Source organism: Halobacillus karajensis (assembly GCF_900108515.1).
Taxonomy (GTDB): Bacteria; Bacillota; Bacilli; order Bacillales; family Halobacillaceae; genus Halobacillus; species Halobacillus karajensis.
Genome location: NZ_FNWW01000002.1, coordinates 370,579 through 396,950, shown reverse-complemented (window position 1 = coordinate 396,950; position 26,372 = coordinate 370,579). Strand labels below are relative to the sequence as shown.

Here is a 26,372-nt window from a genome sequence, read left to right as displayed (position 1 = left end):
TCATCCTCCTCCCTTCATCACCTTTTTCATTCGAATGGAAGCTTCATGTAAGCGCTCAATAGGTACAGAAAGGCTTATACGAAAATAGCCCTCTCCCTTTTGGCCGAATGCTGTACCCGGGGTGATAATGATTCCCGCTTCATCAATCATTTTTTTTGAAAATCCCTGGGATGTGTATCCCTCTGGAACCTTCGCCCATATAAAAAAGGTTCCCCGCGGCTTTTCTGCATGAATATTCATTCCTGAAAGGGCATTCATCATCATATCTAATCGCTGTTTATATGTACGATTATTCGCTCGTACAGAAGAAAAATCACTACGTAGAGCTGTCGCCCCTGCTAATTGAACAGGGATGAACTGGCTTGTGTCCATGTTGCTTTTGTAGATGCTGAGTGTCTGAATAAGGTCTTTGTTACCAACAACATACCCAAGACGCCATCCGGACATATTGAAGCTCTTTGAAAGGGATCCAAACTCCACACTCGTTTCCTTAGCACCAGTCACTTGAAGAAGACTAGGGGCTTGGTAGTCTCCAAATGTGACAAGATCATAGGCTGCATCATGGATCAGTGAGAGTTGATGTTCTTTCGAAAAGCGTACCGCTTCTTCGAATATATTTATTTCCACTGTCCCGCCTGTAGGGTTGTTCGGATAATTAAGCAGCATCATTTTCGAACGTTCCAGATCTCTGGAGGAGATTTGATGAAACATCGGGGCATACCCATTTGCTTCATCCAATGGAAAGCGAACCGTGTGTCCATGGGCTAGATGAATGGCAGATTGATAGACCGGATATCCAGGATCAGGAACAAGCACACCGTCTCCAGGATCCAGGACGGAACTGATCAAATGAGCAATCCCTTCTTTTGAACCTATTAGCGTAAGAACCTCACTATCAGGGTCCAAAACGACACCATAATGACGGTGATAAAATTCAGCGACCGCTTTTTTAAATTCCTGACAACCGCCATATGGGGAGTATTTATGATTCTTCGGCTTGCGTACTTCTTCTGTCAAACGGTCGATAATAAAAGGGGGTGTCGGTAAATCCGGTGCCCCGATACCCATGTCGATGACATCTATCCCTTTTGCTTTAAGGGCTGCTTTCTTTTTATGAAAAATCGAAAAAAGATAGGCTGGCAGACTTTGCACCTGCTTTGAACTCTGGATCATAACAGACCCCCTCCATCCATGCTTGGGGAACTCTCTGGTTGTCCCATCGTTCTATCCTATTACTGGAAAAATCATTCTATGAACCAAATTTTCTGTCATACTACCGAATCGCCTGCATATAGTTTGGTAAAGCCCGTCAAGGACAACTCCCCTATTTGAATTGATCCGTGTTTCCCAAGCCAGTTGGATTCATACCTCGTATGGGTTCTTCTGGCTTTTTCTATCTGAAAGGGTGTGATTGGTGTTGAGCACCGCATTAGAAGGCATCCGTATCCTCGATTTGACCCGGGTGCTCGCTGGACCTTACTGCTCGATGATTTTAGGTGATCTTGGTGCGGAAATCATCAAGGTTGAAGCCCCCGGTGGAAGTGATGAAACCCGTACATGGGGACCTCCATTCAAAGGGAATGTCAGTGCTTACTATTTATGTGCGAACCGCAATAAAAAAAGTCTCACAGTAAATTTGAAAACCAACGAAGGGAAAGAAATAATTGAAAAACTCGTTCAAAAAAGCGATGTTATTTTGAACAACTTTAAAACAGGGACGATGGAACGTCTCGGACTTGGGTATGATCACTTAAAAGAACTGAACCCTGATCTCATCTATTGTTCTATTACAGGCTTCGGCGAATCAGGTCCTTATCGTCACCTACCCGGCTACGATTTTATTATCCAGGCGATGAGCGGACTGATGAGTATCACTGGCGATGAACAATCCGGCCCTCAGAAACTTGGGGTCGCCATCACAGACATTTTGACAGGGTTATATGCTTGCATCGGGATACAAGCAGCCCTTTTGGAACGCTCATTATCTGGGGAAGGACAAAAAATTGATTTGTCCCTATACGATTCAGCTGTCAGTGCCCTTGTAAACATTGGGAGTAATTTTTTAGTGACTGGGAACGCACCTGCGAGACTTGGGAATAGCCATGCAAATATCGTCCCTTATCAAACCTTTCAATCAAAAGATGGAGAAATGGTCATCGCTGTTGGGAATGATCGTCAATTCACTCATCTTTGCCACATTCTTGGACAACCTTCTCTTGCAAGGGATGGGCGTTTTTCAACGAATGCACAGAGAGTAGAAAACCGGGATGAACTGACAAAAATCTTGCAGAAGCTTTTCTTAACCAAGGAAACCGCTTATTGGAAAGAACAGTGTCGGCAGAAGCAGATTCCTTTCGGTCCGATTCAGTCACTTGAAGAAGTCCGTAAAGATCCCCAGCTTCACGCCCGTCGTATGTTTATCTCCTGCCCCCACCCTAAGGAAGGGCAAGTGGAAATGATTGGTAGTCCTTTGAATTTATCCCGCACCCCGGTAGCTTTACAACACCACCCCCCTGAGGCCGGGGAACATACAGAAGGAATCCTCCGTGACCTTGGATATGATGAAAAAACCATTCACCAATGGCGATTGCAAAAGAAGATTTAAGGAGGGAAACAATGAATTTCGATTTTAGTGACGAGCAAGTGATGTTAAGAAAAACAGTCAGAAATTTCGTCGACCAGGAAGTGATGCCCTATATTGGCGAGTGGGATGCCAAAGGACACTTTGATTCCAAAACTTTATCTAAGCTGGCTGATCTGGGTTTAATGGGAGTCTGCATCCCCGATCATTACGGCGGAAGCGGAATGGACTACAATGCCCTTGCTATTGTTTGTGAAGAACTCGAGCGGGGAGATACAGCTTTTCGTACAGCTGTTTCTGTCCATACAGGACTGAATAGTATGACGTTACTGCAATGGGGCACGGAAGAACAGAAGCAGAAATATTTACTTCCGCAAGCGAAAGGCAAGAAAATAGGTGCTTTTGGGTTAACAGAGCCTGCGGCGGGGTCCGATGTGGCTTCCCTTCAAACCACCGCCACACGAAATGGCGATCATTATGTGTTAAATGGTCAGAAGACATGGATTTCCTTGTGTGACACGGCTGATCATTTCCTTGTTTTCGCTTATACAGATAAAAATAAGAAGCATCATGGGATTTCTGCATTTATCGTAGAGCGGACGTATGAAGGGTTCTCATCCAAAGCTACCAAAGGAAAACTTGGAATCCGTGCAGGAAATACAGGCGAACTGTTTTTCGATCAGATGAAAGTTCCCCAAAGTAACCTGCTCGGAAATGAAGGGGATGGGTTTAAGATCGCCATGTCCGCACTTGACAATGGCCGTTTTACCGTTGCTGCCGGTGCATGCGGTCAAATCATGGCCTGTCTGGAAGCCAGCGTCGACTATTGCCATGAACGAGAAACCTTTGGGAAGGAAATTGGGAAGCATCAACTCGTCCAACAGATGATCGCCAAAATGGAAGCAGGGTTGCAAATGAGTCGACTTCTCGTCTATCGGGCAGGCGAGTTAAAAAATAAAGGTGTGCGGAACACACGTGAAACGTCACTCGCAAAATGGCAAGCCTGTGATTTCGCCAACCAGGCGGCCGATGACGCCGTCCAGATCCACGGTGCCTATGGATATTCCAACGAGTATCCAGTTGAGCGATATTTAAGGAATTCAAAAGCTCCTGTTATCTATGAAGGAACAAGGGAAATCCATACCATTATGCAGGCCGAATATGTCTTAGGTTATCGTAAAGACAAACCGCTAAGCCAAATGCTCCCCGCTTGGAGAGAATAATGGAATGGGGATGTGTTCAGGAAAGCTTTTTACAACCTTATATCCTAGTACTAAAACTTTTCAATATTCAATAAGGAAAGCGTTGCAAACAGGATGTCTCTAAAGAAGTTATAAAATTTGCTTGTCAAAAAAGCGTATGTCGATTGACACACGCTTTTTTCTTTGGCTGATTTTAAGGGAAGAAAAGAACGTTCAACCGTTGTAATGAAATAAAGATCAACCTTTCCAAATAAACGAACTTCCATCCTGCATTTCCACTTGGGGGTGTTGTTTAAAGTGATCCACTAACCTGAAAAGAGCGTCGTCCTTCTGTTTGGCTTCAATCATACAATCGATCTGATCCACTGATCCGTTCGTTTTCTCAACAAAATCCAGGATCATATTGGGATTTACGAAATCCGCATGGTTTTTAAATTCTTTTTGACTCTTTGGACTCGATATATGCATTTTCACAGGAAGCGGGGATTTTAGCCATGTCCCTATCACACGCCCCCAATGGTCCTCCCATTTTTCGCCATCATGATTTGCGTAGTGATGATGCATATCAAATACAAGGGGGATATTTAATTTTTCACATACATATAACCCATCTGTTAACGTATAAGACGTATCATCATTCTCAATCATTCCCATTTTTTGAATACCCCTTGGAACAAGAGCCCAATTTTCAATGAACCGTTCTAATGACTTCTCTTTATCTTGATACCGGCCGCCAAGGTGGAAAACACAACGATGAGTCGGATCAATTCCCATTTGTTGGAGAAGAAGATAATGGTATTTGAGTACAGCCACCGAAGTTTTGAAAATCTCTTTATCCGGTGAATTTATCACAACAAAATGATCAGGATGAAAATCAATCCGCATCTGATTTTCTTTAGCGAAGCTCCCAAGTTCATTCAATTCCGCTTTTATTGGTCCTAAATAGTCCCATCCTTTTAATTTCTCATGCGTAGCCAGAGGAACCAACCGTGAGCTTAAACGAAAGAAATGAATATCATGAGCTTTATTATGTTTCAATAACCGAAGACAATTTTCAATATTGGATTTTGCAATTCGTTCCAACTTATTTCTCGCTGCTTCTTCATCACGCAATTGCGAAAACCTTTTATAGGTCATGGTTTGCGAGGGGGAAGCATTTTGTAGATTCACACTCATAGCCACATAACCAAGTCGGTATAACGTCATACTTTAAGCTCCTCTGCCTTTTCATCCAGCGTTTGCATCATTTAATAAGGTATGTAGAAGAACCCGCGTTCCATTCACCTTCCGTCCTAGGTGCATCCAGCTTTCTCTTCACTGCTTTCTATCCGACTTCATCCCACCATTTACCGTTTCAAGGTAGATGGTGCCATCCGGGTTAATTTGAACGACAAGTACATCTTTCCATTCGGTTACCCCATGATGATTCAATTGTTCTTTCAACCAAGTCTCATCATAACCGCTTGCATTCAGGTTTTTTCTTAAAATCTTCCCTTGTACAACTACTACTCGAGGAAAAGAAACAGGAGTCGTTTCCATTCTCAAGCCTTTTGGCGTTACAGGGGAGTAATCTGCTTTCTGTAATACACTAACAGATCCATCTGTTTCGAGTATCGCCGTTTGTACATTATCGAAACGAAACACACCATTCTTTCTTAATTCTGCAATTAACTCATCTATAGTAAAGCGCACCTTTTTCATATTTTTAATAAGAATTCTTCCATTATCCATCAACAGGGTCGGTTCACTATTCACAAGTTTTCGTATGATAAGACTTTTCATAGTAAAATAGTCAATAACAAGGACCAGGATGGCAAATAACAGAAGTCCGAAGGCACCTTTAGAAAGCGTTGTTTCTTTAGAAAGAAATGTGGTTGCTGTCATGGATCCAAGTGTAATCCCTGCAATAAAATCAAAAAGCGTCATTTGAGATATTAATTTTTTACTTAATATACGGGCTAAGATATAAAGAATAAAGAAGACGGTTATCCCTCTTCCTGTAAATTCCATCCAATCCTCCATAGATACCCTCCTCAATACGCTTTTTTAGTATCCCTTTATAAATAGCAAATATGTGAATGTTTTTTGCCCAAAGCGGAATGACTTAAGACGTCCAGGGAGAGCGGCGCTGGGACTAGATGACCCCTACCATGGAGAGGAGTTCAACTGTAATCGATCAAACTTCCATAAACTATAAAAAAAGCAACCCCAATCGGTTGCTTCATCAATCAATGATTCTCCTTCGTTTGTGGCAAGTACTTCGTATAAAAAGCCCCGGTGATAAAACAAATTCCAAGGAAGAGCCAAGTAAACATACCACCTAAATGAAATAAATACGACACTAATGCAGCGATAGGAGCAATGATAAAGACTGCTGGTGTGACCATACTTTTCCATCCATGCCTATTTTCCATTCCCTTCCGTTTTTTATATAAAAAATAGGTATAAAAAGCAACTAGTAAGCCTGTAATCACGATCATAGATAGTTCAAGCAAACTTTTCACCTCTCCTTATTTTGTGCCTTAGGTTGTAAGTCATTTCTGTATTCTTCATTCCGTGTACCTTAGAATGTTTGACGGTGAAAAAAGTGAACGTCCTATTTTAAGTTGACCTTGAAATCTCCCTCCAAATCCCCATTTTATATACGACGAACCATTCATCTACAAGGGAAACTTGATTAGGCGAGATTTCCATAAAACTTTTATTCAAGGAATCATGAATGTACTCAGTACAAAAACACCCGCGATGTAGAAAACTATTAACGAACCCCAGGATAGTGGCTTCCGTAAAAAGGCCACCAATTTCCGCAACCAGCGGAACAAACCATACATAAAAAGAAACAATAAACTGTAACCGATAAAACTCCACCCTTCCCCGATTACCTCTACGAACACGTTATGAAAAAGTGTGAAGAAAAGCATAAACAAAAGAAACCAAAGTTCTTTAAATTTAGCGAAGTCATTTTGTCGTGTTTGTTCTTCCTGATGCATGGTTGATCTCCTTCCATATTTAAAACGCTATCATCAGTTACTTTACCACTTCCAGTTTATGCTAGTCAAAATAGTCCACGATCACCTTGTTAAATTCAGTTGGTTCTTCTAAATGTGGATAATGGTTGCTTTCATTAAACAAAAATAATATGGAATCAGGGATCCATTCTGCCATTTCTCTAGAATACAAAGGTGGGCACTGGATATCATGGGTCCCACCAATAATTAAAGTCGGGGTTTTAATCCGTGGCAGTTTTTTGGTTACATCAAATGTATGTAATTCTCTCGCAAAGAAATTCATTCGAACCACAGACATCTTCTTTTTGGTGAATCGGTTGAAATATTGGTCATAATCCTCTGGTTTTAAAAGGGAGAGTTTCGTACGTTCTTTTGATAGTTCACTCCTTTTTTGTGCAGAGAGTTCATTATTCTTTAACCGTTCAATCAACTCTTGCATCTTATTAAAATTTGGGTGTGATTCGTTATAAATACAGTCTGGTGAAAAAGTCATATACTCACGGGCAGCCGCACTCACAAGAAGTAGTTTTTCTAGCGAATCAGAGAAATATATCCCATACAAGACACCTAACATTCCACCTGTCGAGTGACCAGCAAACTTCCATTTGGTAAACCCTAATGCTCGTCGAATAGATTCCAAATCAAGAATTGTTTCAAGCATAGAGAACTCATGAGGAGCTTTTGCTTTATCAGAGTTTCCACAGTCTTTTAAATTGATGATATAGACATGGTGTGTTTTCACAAAAACCTCTGCGAAATAATCACCCGTTTCGTTAAACTCTGAATATATATGGGTGACAGCAAGTGGAAACCCTTCCCCCTTTTCAAAAATTTCGAAGTTCCCACGGTCACTATGAACCATCCTTTTTTTCCATGTCATCAGCCATTCCCTCCCAAGCTTAATACGACCATTCTAATCAAAACGTTTCAAAATTAGAGAATTTCCTCGATTCACCGGATCCTTTAGATTAAGAGCGAGGGCAAAAAATTTGATTGAATAAAGATGCTCTGGAATAATAAGGGGAAACTAGATGAACGGAGGTTTTTTATGGAACGTTTTATTCGCTCCGATCAATACCATTATATTAAGAATCAGGCTCGAAACCTGTTAAATGGACATATGACTACCAACGATGCGGCTGTTACCCAGGCACTCAAGTCGTTAACAAATGAAAGAGTACTTCACCTATTCTCTGACCTTTCACCACAGCAAGAGCAGATCATTGCACAAGCCAGCGACATTAAAGATGAAACAGATGCCATTCTTTATTTCTCTCGCTTGAAACAATATGTTATCCCCTTTCCAAAAGTAACGGAGAGTGATATTCAAAGACTGTTTCCGAAAGTGAAAAAACTGAAGATCCCTTCTATTCCGAAAGACGAATGGACAGAACTTTCCTATCTAGGATGGAACGACCCTGGGGCTAGCAGAAAGTATATGATTACAACTATTGATGGTAAACTTATAGGATTATATGGCCATTACAAACCCTTGCAGCAAAAAAGTATCTGTTCGATTTGTCATGAACATGAAAAAGTGGGGATGTTCACTTCAACTGTCAGAGGGCAGGCAAATGAGGAAACTGTCAGTCGCGGCAATTATATTTGTCATGATAGTAAAAAATGCAATGAAAATATCCAATCCCGTCAACATTTAGTGTCATTCGTTAAACGTATGAAAAATGGACAAAAAGGTCCATCCCTATAAAGGATGGACCTTTTTGTTTTGGTCTCAATTTACGTCACCCCCTATCTGCCATGGACTTGCCCAAAGAAACATCTTTGGTGTGAATGCCCACCGTCGTTACCAGACAAGGAAAGGGTTTCTAGCTAAATGGAAATATAAGTATGAAGTGGAACGTGATGTCTATGTCTGTCTGCAAGGAGAAGAGCTAAGGTATGGCACAACAGACCGTGACGGATATCGCCATTATAAATCAGATCCGCAGCAGTGTGAGACATATCCTCTTCTTACGCAGTGCACGCAAAATCAAAATCACCAGAAAACTATTACACGCCATGTATGGGAGGAAGATAAAGAGCAGGTTCGTTTGAACCGACTTTCTAATGAGGGAAGCGGATTTATCGCATGAGAAAAGAGACAGTTGAGAATAGCTTCTCCAGATTCAGAAGAACTGCACGGGCTGCGTTATTGTCGCTTGCGCGGAAAAGAGAAAGTGAAGGAACAGGCGCAGATGACGGCCCCCTGTCAAAACATGAAAAATATTGCCCCCCATTTAGCTAGGGTAAGTTAGGTGGAGGAGAGTCTTTTTTGGCTATAAGCTAGAGCGAAGGAGCACAGACCATGACACTCCTGCGGAAAAACGGGCGATCCGAGACCCCGCAGTGTGGGTTTCACGAAAAGGCTCGGGCGTTCGTCCGCGGAAAGGGAATGGTCTGTGCTCCTGGAGGCAAGAAAAAAAGCTTGTAGAAAAACACGGGGTTTCTCTACAAGCTGAGGTCCATCTCTATAAAGGATGGACCCTTTTCTATTTTCACGAACCGCATATAAATCATGATATAACCTGGGATCATGATCACTCGCTATTGTCTATTAAATGTACGCTCTTATGTGATCTCCCATTTCTCTTCTTTAGCCGTTTTCTGGTTCATAATCCGGTGCAACAGCTTTCCTGATAAATAAAGCGATAACGAACGTGAGAATTGCAAGTCCTAATGCGAACCAGTATGCATGATGCACTCCGGCCGTCATAGCTTGATGTAATACTTTTTTTGTCAGTTCTCCAGATTGTTGATTCAAATAACTCCTCTCCCCCTGGCTCATAATGCTGACAAAAATAGAGACGCCTAAGGCTCCGCCGATCGGCTGTAAAGTATTAGCAATGGCCGTTCCGTGTGGATACAAGTGTTTGGGCAGCTCATTCAAAGCGTTGGTTTGAGATGGCATAAGAATGGCCGAAATTGACAACATCAGCAGAATGTAGGCAAGGATAAAGGACCAAACAGGAATAGCAGGTCCTATATTACTAAAGAATAACATCACACCTACTAACACCAGAGTACCAGGGATAATCAATTTCCTAGGTCCAAATTTATCAAAGAGTGTACCCATCACAGGGGACATCAAACCATTCAACAAAGCCCCAGGTAAAAGCAGCAACCCTGCCATTTTCGCGGAAAACCCTAATGGCCCTTGTAAATACATAGGCATGACAATTTCTGAAGCGAACATTGCCATGATCACGACTACAAAAATGATGATCCCTCGAGCGTAACTTTTATAAGTAAACACCCGCACATCTAATAAGGGTTCTTCTAATTTCAGCTGCCTTATAACGAAAAGTACGATGCTTAAAAAGGCAATCCCGATAATGATCAGGATGTTGGCAGAAGAGAAGCCTCCTTCACTTTCACCAGCACTGCTGAACCCATAAACAATTCCACCAATACCTATCGTAGATAAGACAATAGATAAGAGATCCGCTTTTGGACGGGTCACTTCACCCACATCCTCTAAATATTTGTATGCAAAAAGGATGGAAAATAAAGCAAACGGAATGACTGTAATAAACAACCATCTCCACCCTAATAAATCAACAATGACCCCGGATAATGTAGGGCCTATAGCTGGGGCAAACATAATGACAAGACCAAATGTACCCATTATTCTGCCCCGAACTTCTGGCTCGTAAAGAAGCAACAGAGCATTCATGATTACTGGGATTAATAAGCCTGTTCCGACCGCCTGAATCATCCGCCCTGTGAGCAGCATTGGAAAGTTAAGTGCAGAGGCTGCAATAACCGTTCCAGTTAAAAAAACAGTCATGACGCCGATAAACATCTGCCTTGTGGTAAACCATTGAATAAGTAAGGCGGAAATCGGCATTAAAACTCCCATAACGAGCATAAAACCGGTAGCCATCCATTGGACAGTAGGCGCCTCCAAATTAAATACTTCCATTAACTCTGTAAGCGCAATATTAAGTAACGTCTCATTCAGAACCGCAAAAAACGCCCCGATCATAAATGTGACGAGTATGATCTTTCTGTTGTAATTCTTTTCCATTTTTAATCCTCCGACATTGGTTTCTGTTTTTATTTATCTCTACTTTCGTATTAAACCATTCACCTATTCACCTGACCATTCACCTATTCATGGGCCAGCAATCCAAAAATAATATGGTCCACGTAGTGGTCATACAACCATTCTGCAGAGCGAATCCGCCCTTCTTCTTTAAACCCAAGACGTTTCGGAATCGATGCGCTCTTCTTATTCCCATGCGCGACCCTTATTTCCACTCGGTTCATGTTCAATTCTTTCCATGCATAATTGGTTAAAGCTTCAACCACTCGTGTCATAATTCCTTTCCCCTGAAAATCCTCACCTAGCCAATAACCAATTTTAACAGAATGATTTGTAAGATCCATTTCATTAAAACCAGCGGTACCCACAATATCCCCACGGTAAAGGATGATTGTTGTTAAACTCTTATTCCGAGAAAAATTATTTCTAGATGATTGAATAAATGCTCTTGTATCTTCAACGGTTTTCGTGAAATCAAGCCAAGGCAGCCATTTTCGCAGATGATCTCTTGATCCATCGGTTAGCTGAAATAACTCTTCTGCATCTTCCAATTCTGCCAATTTAAGTGAAATCTCATTATCAACTTTATGAAAAAACATGACTCTTCCCCCTTCATCAACATTTTACCATGAATCTTTGACAATTAACTCAAGATAAGGTAAATTACAAAGGTACGAACATTTACAAATTAAACAATTAATAATATTCGGTTTTAGGAGTGATTTCTGTGGAAAATGTATTTGATTATGAAGATGTACAACTAATTCCCGCAAAATGTGTAGTAAATAGCCGTTCAGAATGTGATCCCTCAGTCAAACTGGGAAACCATAAATTCAAATTACCTGTTGTACCTGCAAACATGCAGACAATAGTGGATGAGTCCATTGCTGCAAAACTTGCACACGAAGGATATTTTTATGTCATGCATCGTTTTGAGCCTGAAACTCGACTTCACTTTGTTGAAGACATGCAATCCAAAGGATTAATCGCTTCGATTAGTGTCGGGGTTAAACCTGAAGAATATGAATTCGTTCAAACATTGGCAGACAAAGATTTAACACCGGAGTTCATAACAATTGATATTGCGCATGGTCACTCCACAGCTGTGATTGAAATGATTCAACACATCAAACAACGGTTACCTGAGACATTTGTCATCGCCGGAAATGTTGGTACACCGGAAGCTGTTCGTGAGTTGGAAAATGCAGGGGCCGATGCGACAAAAGTCGGTATCGGACCTGGAAAAGTATGCATCACGAAGGTTAAAACTGGTTTCGGTACGGGAGGCTGGCAGCTAGCAGCTCTTCGTTGGTGTGCCAAGGCAGCAAGCAAGCCCGTTATTGCAGATGGAGGTATCCGAACACATGGAGATATTGCCAAATCCATTCGCTTCGGCGCGACCATGGTTATGATCGGCTCCCTTTTTGCAGGCCACGAGGAATCCCCTGGTGTGACCGTCGAAAAAGAAGGAAAGCTTTTTAAAGAATATTTCGGTTCTGCTTCTGAGTTTCAAAAAGGGGAAAAAAAGAACGTAGAAGGAAAAAGAATGTATGTGGAACATAAGGGTGCATTAAAGGACACATTGACTGAAATGGAGCAGGATCTACAATCTGCCATTAGTTATGCCGGAGGAATGGAGCTTGAAAGCATACGTCACGTCGATTATGTCATTGTAAAAAACTCTATTTTCAACGGGGATAAAGTCTATTAAATGGAGCTTCGCCTGTAAGTAACTTACGTTCGATGGCTAAAATACAAGATCCCAATAGAAACATCTTCGATTCTATTGGTCATTGCTAGATGCTAACACGTGAAAAACGCCGGGTATTCCCCCGGCGTTTCATTTTAATATCTATTATTTTTCTACCCTTCTCCCCTCTAAGGTAAATGTCATGATTATAAAGGACACAGATTCCTTGTTCTAGTGATTTAGAGAGATCCTTTTATTCAGAACGATCGTATACATAGGTTTGCGAAGGAATGAACCATCTGCAGTTAAACGAAAGAAATAACACATTGATCGTTTGTATTTAATTACCTGGGCTCCATCCCTTTCTTTTCATTATAAATTTTTCGGAAAACTGCCTGACTTCTAAATCTATTCCCGAATGCCCTTTCTCCCTTCATTGTGATCCTTATGCCCCAATACTGTATCCGCTTTTGTATGATGGACAGTACCAAAAGAATGTTCAGGAGGGGCATAAATCGAATAAAGCTTTAAAGGTTGCGGCCCTGTATTGATAAGGTTATGCCATGTTCCTGCCGGTACCATGATAGCAGAATCATCTGATACTCTTTGTTGAAAATTCAATTGGTATTTTTCATCCCCCATTTGGACAAGCCCCTGACCTTCTTCAATTCGTAAAAATTGATCCACATCCGGGTGAACTTCTAAACCAATATCATCTCCGACTGGGATACTCATCAACGTTATCTGCAAATGATTACCCGTCCATAAAGCTGTACGAAAATGGCCATTCTTCTTTGCTGCTTCTTCCATATCGACGACAAAAGGCTGTTTTCCATAATCCTTCGTATTTATTTGTCTTTCACCTCGTGATAAAGCAACCAAACGGTTTGTAGTCACTGCTTTATCATGGCATGCTCTGTAAAAGACATCTCCCCATTGGTTATGGCCATTCTTAGAATAAACGTTTCTATATTTTTCGAACTCTTCTAATCCTGCATCATATCCTTCTCTTAATCCTTCTTCATACGTTTGAAATTGTGGCTCTTCTCTTTCATACTCTGGTTCCGTCCCTGTAAAAGAAGTATATAAATGTGTGAAATGGTTCAGATGCCTCTTTTCGTTTTCCAATGCTTTTAGTATTTCGTGTTCATGCTTTTTATCGGGAGCCGCTTCGCCCAATGCATTGAATAAACGCACGGCTTTCGCTTTCTTTTTGACAGCATCCAAAAAAATATCATTCATTTCTAAAGCATTTCTATTTAAAGTAGAATCCGGATAGGAAACCCCTTGTGGAGAGTTATGCATACAGCTCATCCCCTTTCCAAGCTATAAACATCCTATGCATGAATCTTCCCATTCATACGCTCCCACTACCACATAGGCAAAAGAAAACTCACCCTAAGACGAGTTTAAACGTTTGGCCGGGTTGCTTCATTTTCAACACGATCAAGGAATTCCTCAACAACACGCTCATTTCCTTTTTTATTCGCAAGTTTCATCATCGCTTTTCCAATGAAGTTTACACCCTTGTTCTGCCCGGCATATACAAATCGCGTCCGGTTATCATCGATTTTTACTAATTTGAAAGAGGCAGTCACTTCGAAGGCTCGTCCAATTACGAAAGCGATTTCTTTATACTTCCTTTCTGGTGAATCCTCATAATCCAATGTTTCTACCGTGTATGTTTCGAGACGTTTCCCTTCTCGATACGTCTGCCGATGTTTAGCACCAACGGTTGTTTCCGATTTTTCAATTAATTCATGCTCTTCTACTTTGGGCATAATCCTTTTGATATTATAATCCCTGAAGAGCTCCCATACTTCTTCAATCGATGCATGAATGATCCGTTCGTTTTCCCATTGAATCATACGTCATCCTCCCTGCCTGTTTCTAAGAAAGCCTCAAGAGCGTGGAGTGCTCTTGAAAACCTTACCTATGTAATTTACTTCTATTATGCTGATACAGGCACATTAATCTTGAAAGCTTTTCTTAAAAACATAACTTACACGTTTGTAATCCATGTTTTCTTCATAAAATTTATGAGCCCGTTCACGACTTATTCCTGATGAAAGGGCTATACTGCTATATCCTTGCTTTAAAGCCCAGTTTTCTGTAAACGTTAACAATTCTTCTCCATATCCTTTTGAGCGTTGAGATAAAGTCGTTACTAAATCACAAACCCAGATAAACCGCCCATAATATAGTGTTGTCATTTCTTTAAAGCCAATGACAGCGACTATTTCTCCGCTATTGTACAAAGCAAATAAATGGTAACGGTCAACTTCACGCGCTTCCCATACCAAGTCTACGTACTCTTCTTCTTTTACTTTTGTACGCAATTGACTCATTACTGGAAAAGCAGATCTGATTTCCTGTTTTGTATTCAGTTCAACAATCGTTCTTTCCCCCATTATGTACCCTCCTTAACCTATGAATGCTGAAACCATCCACGGCATTATCATGAGCAGAACCGCACATGTCACAAGCGAAAAAGTTACCGCCTTAGGTAACTTTATTCCACCTTTCCCTTTATACCATCCAGAGACTTCCAAAAAGCTTCCCACCACTTTTTTTGAAATTATGTCAGGTCATCATCCCTCCCACCGAGTTCAAGTCCAAATCGAACCAATACCCCCTAACATTATCATAACAAATTGGAGGGTAAGATTCTTCCCATATTACTAGACAGGCACACAAGCGACCCCACCCAATCTTTCATAGAATGAGAGTAATGAGGAATCACCTCAATTTCTCTGTAAAGGAGTTGTTTATTCATGGGCTATGGATACGGCGGATTCGGTGGCTACGGCGGTGGCTACGGACAACGTGGCGGAGGTTTTGCACTGATTGTTGTGCTTTTCATCCTCCTTATCATCGTAGGAGTCGCATACGTCAAATAATCATACGGAAGCGGGCCCATGAAGGGTTCGCTTTTACTTTTTTTATGTATAGGGATATTAGAACCACGCGGTTCCCAAATTTTTAAGTCTCCCTACATATCTTTCCCAAACAACAAAGAGCATGATCTGCATTCAGATCACGCCCCCATATCTTCCACCCCCTTTTCTTTCATAGGGAACGTTTCTAATTTGTATACTAAGACGCCACCAACCAATAAGGCGATCCCCAGCAATTTGGAAATAGATAGAGGAGATGCGGCAAATCCAAACCATCCCCTTGTATTGATGATAAAGGCGATGACGATTTGTGAAATGAGCGCAATCGAAATCGCATAAGCAGGACCGATTAAAGTAACTCCCCTCATAAGAAAAAATACGATTCCAACACCAAACACCCCACTAAAAAGGAATATTTTATTTACATCCCCAAAGGTAAAGAGACTTTTTTGTTCTATGAGATAAAACACAGGCAATGAACAAACCAATCCAAGCCCAAGTACGAGTGAGGTGGTAGCCCAGGCTCCCGTTTTCTCACTGACCCTGGCATTAAAAACATTTTGCAGACTAATTAAAACACCCGCAACGACTGAAAATAGAACTCCAACCATAGTTATCTCCCCCTACTCATAGATGTTTCCGTTCGCCAAATGACGAAGTTTCTCAAGATCCTTAATTTTAATAGAACCATTCAAACGTTCAATTATATCCCCAGCATTCATTCTTTTAAGGACACGGTTCAAATGACGGTAACTCGTCCCGACCCATTCGGCAAGCTCTGTTAAATTCTCTGTGCGCATCTCCTGATGAAAAAGTGTCCCTTCACCATCCGAAGAAATGGATAATAAGTAGCTCGCCAGGCGGACTTCAACAGGGTAAAGCATGTGCAGGCTCGTTGCCTGGGACTCCGTATAAAATTTGTGTGCGACAGTTTCCAACAAAAAACGAGTAAATGGTGGGTGATTAGCTTCAAGAACCTTTAGATCTGTAAAGGTAGCAGCTAGCATCACCCCGTCTGACACAGCTTCCACCGAATTAATGACAGGGCTTCCTTTCACATACTCCACATCCCCAATCACCCCAAGCGGCCGTTTGAATCGGTTAATGAGTGATTTCCCTTCAGGCGTGAGGGTATAGATCTTAATTTTACCTTCCACTAGAAAATATAGTTCATTAAGCATTTGCCCTGTAGTGAAAAGAAGATCTCCTTTATGAAAAGAATAAACTCTCATCTTTTTTCTGAACTCCACAGGGAAAATTCGCTCAAGTTCGTAATCCTTCATATACTGGAAGGAATCTATGCCTTTGTTTTCTTTCATAAAACGGACTCCTTTTTACAATTGAAAAAATATAACACCTGCAAGCATCATCCCAATACCAATTCCCTGCTTAAGCGTCACAGGTATTTTGTTTTGTCCAAACCAGCCCTTTGATTCAATAACAAAAGCTGTGCCGATCTGAGACACAAGCAATATGGCAATAGCACTAGCCGGGCCGATCATTTTGATGGCTGACAACTCAGCAAAAACCACGATAACACCGAATGTCCCACCGATTAAATAAAGGATCGGGACTTGTTTAAAACTTTTCCCTTTCCCGTCTCTCACATAAAAATAAATAAGAATCGATATGGTGAAGGCAACTAAATGGACCATTGATGTGGTATGCCAACCTCCAATCGAATCACTCATCCTCGCATTAAAAATGCCTTGCATCGTGATACACAGACCACCAAGTAATGAAAATATAGCCCCTTTCATAGATCATCCCCCTGTTCTGAATTACATTAAAAACGAAGTTGAAGTTTCCGGAAAGGACATATGTCCTTTCCCTCTTATTCTTTTCTACAGGTGGGGACGATATATAAAAAATATAGAAAAAGACGCCTTATGAAAAAGCGTCTTTCTCTTTTTGTATTTTCTTACTTCGTTGCACGCGTTGTTCTAATGTCTTCTTTAACTGTTCCTTGTACTTATTCTCGACTAGGATATACAAGAAGTCCCCAGCCTTGATTTCTGTTTCTCCATAAGGCGTGATCACCTCATTATTCCGGATGATCGCGCTAATATTGGCACGATTAGGGAAACTGACCTCATGGAGTTTCTTACCGACGACTGCTGACTCAGCGTTTGTTTGATATTGAATCATCTCCGCCTTTGCATTCCCCATTGAAATTAATTCAATACTATGATGCGGAATATCTTTCTTCGGTCCAACAAGGTTCATTCTTTTTGCTACCAGAGAAATAGTAGAACCCTGGACAAGCGCTGATGTCAGTACAACAAAGAACACAAGATTAAATAGATTTTGACTGTTCTGAAGGCCTTCAACGATTGGGAAAGTCGCAAGGACAATCGGGACGGCTCCACGCAACCCAGCCCATGATATGAATAGTTTTTCTTTTGTGGAATAGTTCATTTTAATCATTGATAGGAAGACAGCCATCGGTCTTGCAATCAAGATAAGCACAATCGATAGAATGATTCCATTGAGCATAATCGACGCTGTAAACAATTCACTAGGAAATACATATAAACCTAAGATCACGAACATGAGAATTTGAGCCATCCAGGCAAATCCTTCATTAAATTGGAAGATGGAATACCTATAGGTCAGTTCACTATTTCCAATAACGAGGGCAGCGACATAAACCCCAAGAAATCCACTTCCCCCGCTAAATGCGGTTATACTATAAGTCGCTAACGCAAAGGCTACGGAAAAAAGAGGATATAAAGCACTAGAGTCCAATTTAATGCGATTGATGGATATGGAAGCCACTTTCCCCAATCCAAGACCAATAACCAAACCAAGCCCCATTTGAACAAAAAAAGTCGGAATCAGTATCCAGAATGATGATTGTTCAGAAGTGATCAACTCGATAAGCGATAATGTTAAAAAGACGGCCATTGGATCGTTAGTTCCTGACTCTGCTTCAAGAGTGGCGCCCATCTTTGCCTTAATGTTTCGTTCTTTCAACGCGGCAAAAACGGCAGCCGCATCTGTCGAGCCTACAATAGCGCCAAATAGAAACGATTCCAGCCAGCTTAATTCAAATAAAACAAATGCGGCAAGTCCAACAATCAAGGATGTTAGTAAGACGCCTAAAGTGGCTAGCGACAAAGAGGGAACAGCAACCGCCCGTACCGTTGCCCACTTTGTATGTAAACCACCCTCAAACAAGATGATAACAAGGGAAAAAACACCAACAATTTGAGCAGTTCTGGCGTCGCTGAAATAAACAATCCCCAGTCCTTCACTGCCAAAGGCCATGCCGACCATAATAAACAAAATCAAAGCAGGGATCCCCCAACGGCTCGAGAATTTAGCTACAAGCACCCCGCTGAATAATAGTAAAGCCGTTAATAATAAAAACGAATCCGTACCAAAAGCGTCAAAAAACATGAATGTTTCGATTCTCCTTATGAACTAAATCTAATTTATGAAGTATGACCTGGTCTTTATGCGATTGAGTGAAGAGTGGATGAGTCAAACTCATATAAGTGTGGATTAAGCAGGACATATAGCAAGGAACGTACAAATGATATATCTTATATTATCCTACACATGGCTGTTGAAATCAAAAAATCAGCCTTCCCCTTTCAACCATTTGTGAATCCAAACCGCTGCCTGGGCCCCATCTCCCATAGCAGTTGTTACAAACTGAGAATGATCGACGATGTCCCCAGACGCCCATACCCCATCGACATTTGTCATCCTTGTACGTGGGTCAACAAGTAAATGTCCTTTTTCATTATGATGGGCACCAAGTTGTACAGCAAGATCAGATTGCACCCGATTCCCTCCAAATGCAAGAAAACTATGATCCGCTTCTATTTCCAGACCGCTTCTGGTTATAATCTTCTGGAGGCAGCCTTCTGAATGTACGAACCGTTCCGCAATTACCTGCTGCACGGTTATTTTTTCTTTACGAAGCCTCCCCTGCATCTCCAACGACAATTCTTTGCCACCGTGATTAAGGAAGGTTATTTCATCATTCCAGTATTTAAGGGTTAGCGACATATGGGCCCCCGTATCCCCGCTCCCCACGACTACAGTTTTTTTGTCCACTATTTCATAGCCATCACAATCTGGACAAACATAAACAGAAAGCCCCAGGCATTCTTTGATTCCTGCAATATTAGGAAATCTTTCTTCAAGACCCGTAGCAAAAAGAAGTGTGCTGGCTTTGAAAGTTCTTCCACACTTTGTTTTAACATGGAACCGATTATGTATGTCGATGACTTCAGATTGTAAGAACTCTGCACCAAATGTTTTGGCCTGCTTCCATCCTTTAAGACGTAATTCATCTCCACTCACGCCTTCTGGAAATCCAATAATATTGTTATACCTTTTACAAAGCGAAGAGCGGCCATGACCGCTGTCAATGATCAGGACACTCCTCTTATATCTTCCAAGCATAATCCCTGCCTGTAGTCCTGCAATTCCTCCACCTATAATGATACAATCATATGCCATCTCCCCACTCCTCTCATTTGTTCTTCTTACTTTTCCCCTATCGTTTCCCTTCATTCCCCTATATAATATAGTAGGATAAATATACTGACAGAAAAGGTGTTAACTATAATGAGCTTACTCACAGTAAAAAAACTAAGCCACGGGTTTGGAGATCGAGCTATCTTTGATGACGTGTCTTTTCGTTTATTAAAAGGTGAACACATCGGCTTGATCGGTGCTAATGGTGAAGGCAAGTCGACGTTTATGAATATTATTACAGGCAAACTGGAGCCGGATGCCGGTAACATCACCTGGTCCAAACGGATTAGAATTGGGTATCTGGACCAGCATGCAGACTTGAAACAGGGCATGACTATACGTGATGTCCTAAGGACTGCTTTTCAGTATTTATTTGAAATGGAGCAGGAAATGAATGATCTTTTTGGCAAAATGGGAGAAGTAGACCCTGACGAACTTCAAGAATTATTAGAGGAAACAGGAGTTCTTCAGGATATGCTTACGAATAATGACTTCTACACGATTGACGCTAAAATCGAAGAAGTAGCAAATGGTCTTGGTCTTAATGAAATCGGCCTCAGCCGTGAAGTCTACGAATTGAGCGGGGGACAACGAACGAAGGTTCTGCTTGCGAAGCTATTATTAGAGAAACCGGACATTTTGCTTCTCGATGAACCCACCAACTACCTCGATGTAGAGCACATAGAATGGCTGCGCACATACCTTCAGGAATACGAGAACGCGTTCATTCTCATTTCGCATGACATCCCATTCCTAAACAGTGTAGTCAACTTAATTTATCACATGGAAAATCAAGAATTAAGCCGTTATCCAGGGGATTATGACGAATTTCTTCGTGTTTATGATATGAAGAAACAGCAATTAGAAGCCGCGTATAAAAAGCAGCAAAAAGAAATTGCAAACCTGAAAGACTTCGTCGCAAGAAATAAAGCAAATGCAGCTACCAGTAAAATGGCGATGAGCCGTCAGAAAAAACTTGACAAAATGGACATCATTGAATTGGATAGTGAAAAGCCAAAACCTCAATTCAACTTTAAACGGGCCCGTACTCCCGGGAAATATCTATTTGAGACCAAGGACCTGACCATCGGCTATGACGATCCGCTCTCACGCCCGCTCAATCTATCAATGGAGCGAGGGCAAAAAATTGCCCTGTCAGGCGCAAATGGAATTGGTAAAACGACCTTATTAAAAAGTATACTGGGGGAAATCCCTCCTGTATCAGGGTCTGTCCAGCTTGGTGAACATTTGCATATCGGTTATTTCGAACAAGAATTAAAGGAGATCAGTGACCATACGTGTATTGAAGAAATATGGGAAGAATTTCGTCACTTTACGCAATACGAAGTCCGTGCTGCTTTAGCCAAATGTGGATTGACACGGAAACATATTGAAAGTAAGGTTCAAGTTTTGAGTGGTGGCGAAAAAGCCAAAGTCCGACTTTGTAAATTGATCAATAAGGAAACCAACTTACTCGTACTTGATGAACCGACAAACCATTTGGATGTCGATGCAAAAGCTGAACTGAAGCGTGCCTTAAAAGAATATAAGGGAAGTGTTCTCCTCATCTCCCACGAACCTGACTTTTATAAAGACGTGGTTACAGATGTGTGGAACTGTGAAGATTGGACAACTAAAGTTTTTTGATTTATAAGATCCCCGCCAAGCGGGGTCTTTTTTCTTTCCAAATTTTTTTGTTTGACCCATAGAACAATCGCTAATAAAATATGATCACCATTTAAAGCACATCTTGATTTTATTTTTTATGGAAAGGAGGCCTTGTCATGTTCTATCGTGCCACGGTTTATCTGATTGGGATGTTCATCAATTTTTTTGGTGTCGCCCTTCTTATTAATGCTACGTTAGGCGCAGGATTCTGGACATCTTTTTTTATAGGTGTGACGGATCACCTTGGTTATACAGTCGGTTTCTGGTACGCGGCCTTTCAATTAATCATCATTTTTATTAATGCAAAATTAATGAAGGCATTGCCTGAAACGAAGGCTGTCATTCCTGTCGTTTTTGAAAGCTTAATATTAGACTTTTGGCTTGAATTTGTATTTGTAAACGTGGATTTATCAACAGCTCCATTTATGTTACAAATCACTACACTGCTCGCAGGAGTGGCCTTTATTGGGATGGGTGTTGCGATTTATATTCTTCCCCAATTCCCTAGAGCACCGGTTGACCAACTTTTTCTCGCTGTAAGTTCAAGATTCCGATTAAGTTTGCAGACAGGTCAAACAGTGGTTGCGATAATTATGACTAGTCTCGCGCTTATCATTGGCGGGCCTGTAGGCCTTGGAACAATCGCTCCTATGATTTTTTTAGGACCTGTAATCCAATTCATTTACACACGAGCCTATCCGATTTATTATCGTTTACACCCTTCAGGAGAAGAGGCTTACCAGGAAGCTCTGTAATTCAGGCAAAGTCCATGAATAACCTTCCTCCTCTATGGTATATTACCCTTGTATATTGCTATGAGGAGGAAACCCATAATGAATAAAGAAGCCAAAAAGCAGAAAATTTTAGAAGCAGCCAAGTTCAGACACGCCACTAAACAATTTGATCCAAACAAAACGATTCCGGAAGACGACTTCCGCTTTATATTAGAAGTCGGTCGTTTATCCCCAAGTTCGTTCGGTTTTGAACCTTGGCGTTTCCTTGTCATTCAAAGCCCGGAGCTCCGGAAAAAAATTAAAGATACAGCATGGGGAGCATACGGAAAACTCCCAGATGCCAGTCATTTCGTCATCTATCTTGCACGGACAAGAAAAGACACTCAATACGATTCCCAATACTTGCAAGACCATTTTAAAAACACCATGCAACTGCCTGATGAATTTTTAGAGAAATATTTAAGTCGTATCGAAGAGTTCCAAAAAGAAGACTTTAAACTCCTTGACGGTGAACGCCCATTAATGGACTGGGCAGGCAAACAATCTTACATTGCGCTTGCAAACATGATGACAGCAGCAGCGGAAATCGGCATTGATTCCTGTCCTATCGAAGGATTCAATATGGAAAAAATGAATCAGCTTCTTGAGGAAGAGGGACTTCTAGAGGACGGAAGTTTCAGCATATCTGTCATGTGTGCCTTCGGATATCGAGCAAATGAGCAATCAGAGAAATCTCGACGTCCCTTTAATGATGTTGTGAAATGGGTCTAAAGAATAGGCGAGGGGACTTCTTTTGGAAGTCCCCCACTTTCTGTTTAAAATAGACAACCTAGAAATCGACAAAAAATGGCTGCTTCCTTTCATCTAGACAATGTTCAATTCTCTTCCAAAAATTTCCCCATGTCACCATTTCACAGGCCTCTTTTAAAGGGAAAAATCCCACTTCCAAGGCTTCTTCCGTTGTTTCCAATGTTCCTCCTGTTACTTTCCCTAAAAATAACGTATTACAAATGGATCGCTCGACATTTTGAAAAATACCACAAAACCTAACAATCTCGATTTCTAATCCACACTCTTCTTTTGTTTCCCTAATAGCCGCTTCTTTCAATGATTCATTTTCCTCTACTTGTCCTCCGGGCATTTCCCATCCCCGTTTCGGTCCTTTGATTAAGAGAATTTTATTTTCTTCATTCAAAATAATAGTGGCTGCTGAAAGGATGTGTTTCGGCGGGTTCATCATTTTCCCTCCTGCTCTTTTTAAATATCTTCATCATTACTTCTTTTCTTGGAAACGTAAACCGGTCCATTTCCTGTAAATATGTATGTAAGGGATAGGGACACTGCTGTTTATAGATCTTGTACCCTTCTGTGTATACATCGATTATTCCATATCGGGCATATGGTTTGGGGTAACACCCGAGGGATCCTGGATCAAAAAAAGTCCTGTCATTTATTGAAAAATGGTGCACATCATGGTCATGACCAAAGCAGACCACAGAACTCGGCATATATCCATCTAAGTTAGAGCGAAATAAAATATCCATCCAGCCACATTTGTCGTAAGAAAACGCGAAAGTCTAGAGATGGCTTTTTTATATTCAGATGTCAAGCGATCAGCAATCCACTGATGATGGGCCTTCACCTTTTCTCTGCTCTTAGGATATACAGATCCTTTAATAAGGGCCATTACTGCTTCATCATGATTTCCGGTGACCAACTGTACGTTTTCGTGGGAGAAGAGGGTTTCACAAACCTGATTTGAAAAGGGGCCCATTCCGATCATATCCCCCAGGCAGTAGATGGCATCCACTTTCTTTCTTCGAATATCCTCCAGTGCCGATCTCAGCGCATAAATATTTCCATGGATGTCTGTTATTACGGCTATTCGGTACATGAAAGATCTCTCCCACCTTTACTTTTACAATTATAAGAATCGGTTAAGCTTTATGTAAGCTCCCTTATTCTCTGACTCCTTAGCTTCGAGGGAATGAGAGGTTCATGATGGTAGGAAGACTGTGTTGGCTTTAAAACCACAAGTATACGAGGAATGGTCCCTCGTAGCCATAAACCTAAATATAAGGTATTAACACTCACAGACCATCAATAGGTTTCCATCAGGATCCTTAAAAGTAAAAAAGTGGTCATGTTGAATGGGGGTAACAACCTCCACACCTTTAGAGTTCATATATTCATAGGAAGCATGGATGTCCTTTGTATTGAAATGAAACGCGGGTGTCGCAAACGTTTTTCCTTCTTCGTATATTTTGCTATCCAAAATAACCCCCACATTTTCCACCGGCAGGATGTATAAGTGCCCGAATTGAATGTCAAGGTTTGGTGATATCCCCAAAAGATCACAATACCAATCCCTTGCTTTTTCAATGTTCTTAACTGGAATGAAGATGGCTCCCGCCTTCCTTTGAATGGGACTTTTCATTGTTTAACCTCCTTTAAAATCGTAGCCGATATCGAGAACTTTCATTCTGATTTGTAAATAACCCGATCCCCTCTTCCGTTTAGGCAAAGGACCGTAACCTGAGAAGGGCACCTATTAATCTTAATGGTAGGCAATCTTAGCCAACCTTGTGATATCCCAACTTTCATCTCTTCCAAAAAACACCCCACCTTATCCCAATATAACGATCATATTTTATTAAATTCGTCCCTGTAGTCCAAAATCCTTTTTATCATTTCGGAACGTGTAAAACTTAATGGATTGCCTCCTCTAGTTAGCCTTACGGAAGGCGAGCCGTTTCCCGTAGCCCCAACTCTTATTAATATATCGGAATCAAGTCTTCCAGAAAACGGCCTTATAGGGAGAATTAATTTGTAATTGATCAACCTCCATTTTTATCATAGATTTTATAAAGAGGTTAATATTGGATCCTATTAGGGAAATATAGTAGATGTGATTCTACTTAGGAGGGAATAAGATGTCTGTAAAAAAAGTATTGATTGTAACTGGAGATGCTGTCGAAGCTTTGGAAGTGTATTACCCCTATTTTCGTTGTTTGGAGGAAGGATTTGAAGTCGATATCGCTGCTCCTCACCAGAAAAAGCTGAATACGGTTATTCATGATTTCGAAGATTGGGAGACGTACACCGAGAAAAGAGGCTACATGATCGAGGCCGACAAAAGATTTGAAGATGTCGATCCGAATGATTACGACGCTCTGATCATCCCAGGCGGCCGTGCTCCCGAGCACATTCGCATGCACGGTGACCTTCCCGGACTCATCAGCCATTTCTTCATTGCAGAGAAGCCGATAGCAGTCATGTGTCACGGAAGCCTTGTTTTAACTACGATTGCAGACATTGTAAAAGGCCGTAAATTGACTGCCTACCACGCTTGCCGCCCAGAAGTAGAGAGTATCGGTGCGGAATATATAGATGAGATGAATTATGTGGATAACAATCTTGTTTCTGGTCACGCCTGGCCGGACCTGCCATCGATTATGAAAGAGTTCATCAAGCAGGTAAAAGGGACAACCGTAAATTCATAAATATAAAGAAAGAAGGCACCAGCTCACAAGCTGGTGCCTTCTTTCTTTACGCTAATTGCCGTTCATAAACGACTTCTTCTGTATTCAAGTCAACGGCATCCACTTTCATAGTCAACACTTGATCATTATCTTTATTTTTAGAACCCCGCAGGCGTATGAAATAATTTGGATTCGTATCCAAGAAATTGACCAGAACAGTTCTTACCTCTCCTTGTTCCACCTGCTCATCCCTGATCCAACACTCTTTAAACTCCATGGTATCCTGACTTAAGATATAATCCTCCATTATCTTTTTAAGCTCCGGAAAAGCCAGACCATCGTTTTCCACGCAGACACGGGTAAAATCGTTGAAGTCTGCGATGTGAAATGTTTCTATAGATTCGTTAGTCATCATGCTTCCTCCTAAGTAACCGGTGATATGAAAACACCTTCCCTTATAGGAGATGATAGAAACATGAATCTATGAGAAGTTTTATATAAAAATAGAGATGATCTCCAACTAACAGCCATTTTTAATGACCTGAAATTTAAGCCTACCAAATATAACTTC

General features: G+C 41.2%; 29 protein-coding genes and 1 pseudogene. 10 read left to right on the top strand and 20 right to left on the bottom strand.

Annotation, left to right across the window (positions count from 1 at the left end; all coding sequences use genetic code 11):
• Entirely contained in the window at positions 1-1,173 is a 1,173-nt protein-coding gene (locus BLW54_RS07030; RefSeq protein WP_074733622.1) for an aminotransferase class I/II-fold pyridoxal phosphate-dependent enzyme, read from the bottom strand.
• Between the two features lie 244 nt (positions 1,174-1,417).
• Here BLW54_RS07030 and BLW54_RS07025 point away from each other — a divergent pair, with 244 nt between their 5' ends.
• A complete protein-coding gene (locus BLW54_RS07025; protein WP_074733686.1) occupies positions 1,418-2,605 on the top strand; it encodes a CaiB/BaiF CoA transferase family protein in 1,188 nt (395 codons plus the stop codon).
• 11 nt (positions 2,606-2,616) lie between these two features.
• Positions 2,617-3,804 (top strand): acyl-CoA dehydrogenase family protein, encoded by a 1,188-nt coding sequence (locus BLW54_RS07020; protein WP_035508888.1) that lies wholly within the window; start codon positions 2,617-2,619, stop codon positions 3,802-3,804.
• 216 nt (positions 3,805-4,020) lie between these two features.
• Here the strand turns inward: BLW54_RS07020 and uvsE are convergent, their stop codons facing one another.
• The 5 genes from uvsE to BLW54_RS06990 form a co-directional block, all read right to left on the bottom strand.
• Positions 4,021-4,989 carry a UV DNA damage repair endonuclease UvsE gene (gene uvsE / locus BLW54_RS07010; RefSeq protein ID WP_035508891.1) on the bottom strand — a complete coding sequence of 323 codons (969 nt, stop codon included), beginning with the start codon at positions 4,987-4,989 and terminating at the stop codon, positions 4,021-4,023.
• Positions 4,990-5,097: 108 nt separating this feature from the next.
• Positions 5,098-5,805 (bottom strand): DUF421 domain-containing protein, encoded by a 708-nt coding sequence (locus BLW54_RS07005; protein ID WP_074733617.1) that lies wholly within the window; start codon positions 5,803-5,805, stop codon positions 5,098-5,100.
• Positions 5,806-6,011: 206 nt separating this feature from the next.
• Complete coding sequence (locus BLW54_RS07000; RefSeq protein ID WP_051744291.1) at positions 6,012-6,278, bottom strand: hypothetical protein; 267 nt, start codon at positions 6,276-6,278, stop codon at positions 6,012-6,014.
• 210 nt (positions 6,279-6,488) lie between these two features.
• Positions 6,489-6,773: a hypothetical protein gene (locus BLW54_RS06995; RefSeq protein ID WP_074733614.1), complete on the bottom strand. Its 285-nt coding sequence runs from the start codon at positions 6,771-6,773 to the stop codon at positions 6,489-6,491.
• Between the two features lie 61 nt (positions 6,774-6,834).
• On the bottom strand, positions 6,835-7,671 hold the full coding sequence (locus BLW54_RS06990; protein WP_074733611.1) for an alpha/beta fold hydrolase: 837 nt from the start codon (positions 7,669-7,671) through the stop codon (positions 6,835-6,837).
• A gap of 168 nt (positions 7,672-7,839) precedes the next feature.
• Between BLW54_RS06990 and BLW54_RS06985 the strand changes: the two genes are divergently transcribed.
• Entirely contained in the window at positions 7,840-8,499 is a 660-nt protein-coding gene (locus BLW54_RS06985; protein WP_074733608.1) for a FusB/FusC family EF-G-binding protein, read from the top strand.
• Between the two features lie 22 nt (positions 8,500-8,521).
• Positions 8,522-9,046, top strand: a pseudogene (locus tag BLW54_RS20405) (transposase); the annotation flags it as partial.
• A gap of 338 nt (positions 9,047-9,384) precedes the next feature.
• Here BLW54_RS20405 and BLW54_RS06975 read toward each other — a convergent pair.
• Together BLW54_RS06975 and BLW54_RS06970 are read right to left on the bottom strand one after the other, a co-directional pair.
• Complete coding sequence (locus BLW54_RS06975; RefSeq protein ID WP_074733603.1) at positions 9,385-10,818, bottom strand: MDR family MFS transporter; 1,434 nt, start codon at positions 10,816-10,818, stop codon at positions 9,385-9,387.
• An 83-nt stretch (positions 10,819-10,901) separates the two neighbouring features.
• Positions 10,902-11,435 (bottom strand): GNAT family N-acetyltransferase, encoded by a 534-nt coding sequence (locus tag BLW54_RS06970; RefSeq protein ID WP_074733600.1) that lies wholly within the window; start codon positions 11,433-11,435, stop codon positions 10,902-10,904.
• 128 nt (positions 11,436-11,563) lie between these two features.
• Here BLW54_RS06970 and guaC point away from each other — a divergent pair, with 128 nt between their 5' ends.
• Positions 11,564-12,547, top strand: a complete 984-nt coding sequence (gene guaC / locus BLW54_RS06965; protein ID WP_074733598.1) for a GMP reductase — start codon at positions 11,564-11,566, stop codon at positions 12,545-12,547.
• Between the two features lie 387 nt (positions 12,548-12,934).
• Here the strand turns inward: guaC and BLW54_RS06960 are convergent, their stop codons facing one another.
• From BLW54_RS06960 to BLW54_RS06950, 3 genes are all read right to left on the bottom strand, one after another.
• The gene (locus BLW54_RS06960) at positions 12,935-13,831 is read right to left on the bottom strand and encodes a cupin domain-containing protein (RefSeq protein ID WP_074733595.1); all 897 of its coding nucleotides are present in this window, start codon (positions 13,829-13,831) and stop codon (positions 12,935-12,937) included.
• A 104-nt stretch (positions 13,832-13,935) separates the two neighbouring features.
• The gene (locus BLW54_RS06955; protein ID WP_035508906.1) at positions 13,936-14,394 is read right to left on the bottom strand and encodes an SRPBCC family protein; all 459 of its coding nucleotides are present in this window, start codon (positions 14,392-14,394) and stop codon (positions 13,936-13,938) included.
• 102 nt (positions 14,395-14,496) lie between these two features.
• A complete protein-coding gene (locus BLW54_RS06950; RefSeq protein ID WP_035508908.1) occupies positions 14,497-14,937 on the bottom strand; it encodes a GNAT family N-acetyltransferase in 441 nt (146 codons plus the stop codon).
• Positions 14,938-15,300: 363 nt separating this feature from the next.
• On the opposite strand from BLW54_RS06950, the gene BLW54_RS06945 reads away from it, so the two are divergent.
• Entirely contained in the window at positions 15,301-15,426 is a 126-nt protein-coding gene (locus BLW54_RS06945; RefSeq protein WP_074733592.1) for a YjcZ family sporulation protein, read from the top strand.
• Between the two features lie 137 nt (positions 15,427-15,563).
• On the opposite strand, the gene BLW54_RS06940 is transcribed toward BLW54_RS06945, so the two are convergent.
• The 5 genes from BLW54_RS06940 to BLW54_RS06920 form a co-directional block, all read right to left on the bottom strand.
• Complete coding sequence (locus tag BLW54_RS06940) at positions 15,564-16,034, bottom strand: DMT family transporter (RefSeq protein ID WP_035508909.1); 471 nt, start codon at positions 16,032-16,034, stop codon at positions 15,564-15,566.
• Between the two features lie 12 nt (positions 16,035-16,046).
• On the bottom strand, positions 16,047-16,742 hold the full coding sequence (locus tag BLW54_RS06935) for a Crp/Fnr family transcriptional regulator (protein WP_035508911.1): 696 nt from the start codon (positions 16,740-16,742) through the stop codon (positions 16,047-16,049).
• A 15-nt stretch (positions 16,743-16,757) separates the two neighbouring features.
• Positions 16,758-17,183, bottom strand: a complete 426-nt coding sequence (locus tag BLW54_RS06930) for a DMT family transporter (protein ID WP_035508913.1) — start codon at positions 17,181-17,183, stop codon at positions 16,758-16,760.
• A gap of 127 nt (positions 17,184-17,310) precedes the next feature.
• Positions 17,311-18,825, bottom strand: coding sequence for a potassium/proton antiporter (locus BLW54_RS06925; protein WP_035508916.1), 1,515 nt, complete (start codon positions 18,823-18,825; stop codon positions 17,311-17,313).
• A 183-nt stretch (positions 18,826-19,008) separates the two neighbouring features.
• Positions 19,009-19,899 carry an NAD(P)/FAD-dependent oxidoreductase gene (locus tag BLW54_RS06920; RefSeq protein WP_074733589.1) on the bottom strand — a complete coding sequence of 297 codons (891 nt, stop codon included), beginning with the start codon at positions 19,897-19,899 and terminating at the stop codon, positions 19,009-19,011.
• 108 nt (positions 19,900-20,007) lie between these two features.
• On the opposite strand from BLW54_RS06920, the gene BLW54_RS06915 reads away from it, so the two are divergent.
• The 3 genes from BLW54_RS06915 (at position 20,008) to BLW54_RS06905 (ending at position 23,090) form a co-directional block, all read left to right on the top strand.
• Positions 20,008-21,564: an ABC-F family ATP-binding cassette domain-containing protein gene (locus BLW54_RS06915; protein WP_074733586.1), complete on the top strand. Its 1,557-nt coding sequence runs from the start codon at positions 20,008-20,010 to the stop codon at positions 21,562-21,564.
• 137 nt (positions 21,565-21,701) lie between these two features.
• Positions 21,702-22,340 carry a YczE/YyaS/YitT family protein gene (locus BLW54_RS06910; RefSeq protein WP_035508922.1) on the top strand — a complete coding sequence of 213 codons (639 nt, stop codon included), beginning with the start codon at positions 21,702-21,704 and terminating at the stop codon, positions 22,338-22,340.
• A 78-nt stretch (positions 22,341-22,418) separates the two neighbouring features.
• A complete protein-coding gene (locus BLW54_RS06905; RefSeq protein ID WP_074733584.1) occupies positions 22,419-23,090 on the top strand; it encodes an NAD(P)H-dependent oxidoreductase in 672 nt (223 codons plus the stop codon).
• 58 nt (positions 23,091-23,148) lie between these two features.
• Here the strand turns inward: BLW54_RS06905 and BLW54_RS06900 are convergent, their stop codons facing one another.
• From BLW54_RS06900 to BLW54_RS06890, 3 genes are all read right to left on the bottom strand, one after another.
• A complete protein-coding gene (locus tag BLW54_RS06900) occupies positions 23,149-23,556 on the bottom strand; it encodes an NUDIX hydrolase (protein ID WP_035508926.1) in 408 nt (135 codons plus the stop codon).
• A gap of 279 nt (positions 23,557-23,835) precedes the next feature.
• Positions 23,836-24,213, bottom strand: a complete 378-nt coding sequence (locus BLW54_RS06895; RefSeq protein ID WP_051744286.1) for a metallophosphoesterase family protein — start codon at positions 24,211-24,213, stop codon at positions 23,836-23,838.
• A 189-nt stretch (positions 24,214-24,402) separates the two neighbouring features.
• On the bottom strand, positions 24,403-24,756 hold the full coding sequence (locus BLW54_RS06890) for a VOC family protein (RefSeq protein WP_074733581.1): 354 nt from the start codon (positions 24,754-24,756) through the stop codon (positions 24,403-24,405).
• A gap of 496 nt (positions 24,757-25,252) precedes the next feature.
• Here BLW54_RS06890 and BLW54_RS06885 point away from each other — a divergent pair, with 496 nt between their 5' ends.
• Complete coding sequence (locus BLW54_RS06885) at positions 25,253-25,822, top strand: DJ-1/PfpI family protein (RefSeq protein WP_035508930.1); 570 nt, start codon at positions 25,253-25,255, stop codon at positions 25,820-25,822.
• 46 nt (positions 25,823-25,868) lie between these two features.
• Here BLW54_RS06885 and BLW54_RS06880 read toward each other — a convergent pair whose 3' ends face one another.
• Complete coding sequence (locus BLW54_RS06880; RefSeq protein ID WP_244153487.1) at positions 25,869-26,216, bottom strand: hypothetical protein; 348 nt, start codon at positions 26,214-26,216, stop codon at positions 25,869-25,871.
• Positions 26,217-26,372 lie beyond the last annotated feature (156 nt).

Coding starts and splice junctions, on each gene's coding strand:
- BLW54_RS07030 (WP_074733622.1), bottom strand. CDS start 1,173: ATGATCCAGAGTTCAAAGCAGGTGCAAAGTCTGCCAGCCTATCTTTTT.
- BLW54_RS07020 (WP_035508888.1), top strand. CDS start 2,617: ATGAATTTCGATTTTAGTGACGAGCAAGTGATGTTAAGAAAAACAGTC.
- uvsE (WP_035508891.1), bottom strand. CDS start 4,989: ATGACGTTATACCGACTTGGTTATGTGGCTATGAGTGTGAATCTACAA.
- BLW54_RS07005 (WP_074733617.1), bottom strand. CDS start 5,805: ATGGAGGATTGGATGGAATTTACAGGAAGAGGGATAACCGTCTTCTTT.
- BLW54_RS06995 (WP_074733614.1), bottom strand. CDS start 6,773: ATGCATCAGGAAGAACAAACACGACAAAATGACTTCGCTAAATTTAAA.
- BLW54_RS06990 (WP_074733611.1), bottom strand. CDS start 7,671: ATGACATGGAAAAAAAGGATGGTTCATAGTGACCGTGGGAACTTCGAA.
- BLW54_RS06985 (WP_074733608.1), top strand. CDS start 7,840: ATGGAACGTTTTATTCGCTCCGATCAATACCATTATATTAAGAATCAG.
- BLW54_RS06975 (WP_074733603.1), bottom strand. CDS start 10,818: ATGGAAAAGAATTACAACAGAAAGATCATACTCGTCACATTTATGATC.
- BLW54_RS06970 (WP_074733600.1), bottom strand. CDS start 11,435: ATGTTTTTTCATAAAGTTGATAATGAGATTTCACTTAAATTGGCAGAA.
- BLW54_RS06960 (WP_074733595.1), bottom strand. CDS start 13,831: ATGCATAACTCTCCACAAGGGGTTTCCTATCCGGATTCTACTTTAAAT.
- BLW54_RS06955 (WP_035508906.1), bottom strand. CDS start 14,394: ATGATTCAATGGGAAAACGAACGGATCATTCATGCATCGATTGAAGAA.
- BLW54_RS06950 (WP_035508908.1), bottom strand. CDS start 14,937: ATGGGGGAAAGAACGATTGTTGAACTGAATACAAAACAGGAAATCAGA.
- BLW54_RS06945 (WP_074733592.1), top strand. CDS start 15,301: ATGGGCTATGGATACGGCGGATTCGGTGGCTACGGCGGTGGCTACGGA.
- BLW54_RS06940 (WP_035508909.1), bottom strand. CDS start 16,034: ATGGTTGGAGTTCTATTTTCAGTCGTTGCGGGTGTTTTAATTAGTCTG.
- BLW54_RS06935 (WP_035508911.1), bottom strand. CDS start 16,742: ATGAAAGAAAACAAAGGCATAGATTCCTTCCAGTATATGAAGGATTAC.
- BLW54_RS06930 (WP_035508913.1), bottom strand. CDS start 17,183: ATGAAAGGGGCTATATTTTCATTACTTGGTGGTCTGTGTATCACGATG.
- BLW54_RS06925 (WP_035508916.1), bottom strand. CDS start 18,825: ATGTTTTTTGACGCTTTTGGTACGGATTCGTTTTTATTATTAACGGCT.
- BLW54_RS06920 (WP_074733589.1), bottom strand. CDS start 19,899: ATGGCATATGATTGTATCATTATAGGTGGAGGAATTGCAGGACTACAG.
- BLW54_RS06915 (WP_074733586.1), top strand. CDS start 20,008: ATGAGCTTACTCACAGTAAAAAAACTAAGCCACGGGTTTGGAGATCGA.
- BLW54_RS06910 (WP_035508922.1), top strand. CDS start 21,702: ATGTTCTATCGTGCCACGGTTTATCTGATTGGGATGTTCATCAATTTT.
- BLW54_RS06905 (WP_074733584.1), top strand. CDS start 22,419: ATGAATAAAGAAGCCAAAAAGCAGAAAATTTTAGAAGCAGCCAAGTTC.
- BLW54_RS06900 (WP_035508926.1), bottom strand. CDS start 23,556: ATGAACCCGCCGAAACACATCCTTTCAGCAGCCACTATTATTTTGAAT.
- BLW54_RS06895 (WP_051744286.1), bottom strand. CDS start 24,213: ATGTACCGAATAGCCGTAATAACAGACATCCATGGAAATATTTATGCG.
- BLW54_RS06890 (WP_074733581.1), bottom strand. CDS start 24,756: ATGAAAAGTCCCATTCAAAGGAAGGCGGGAGCCATCTTCATTCCAGTT.
- BLW54_RS06885 (WP_035508930.1), top strand. CDS start 25,253: ATGTCTGTAAAAAAAGTATTGATTGTAACTGGAGATGCTGTCGAAGCT.
- BLW54_RS06880 (WP_244153487.1), bottom strand. CDS start 26,216: ATGATGACTAACGAATCTATAGAAACATTTCACATCGCAGACTTCAAC.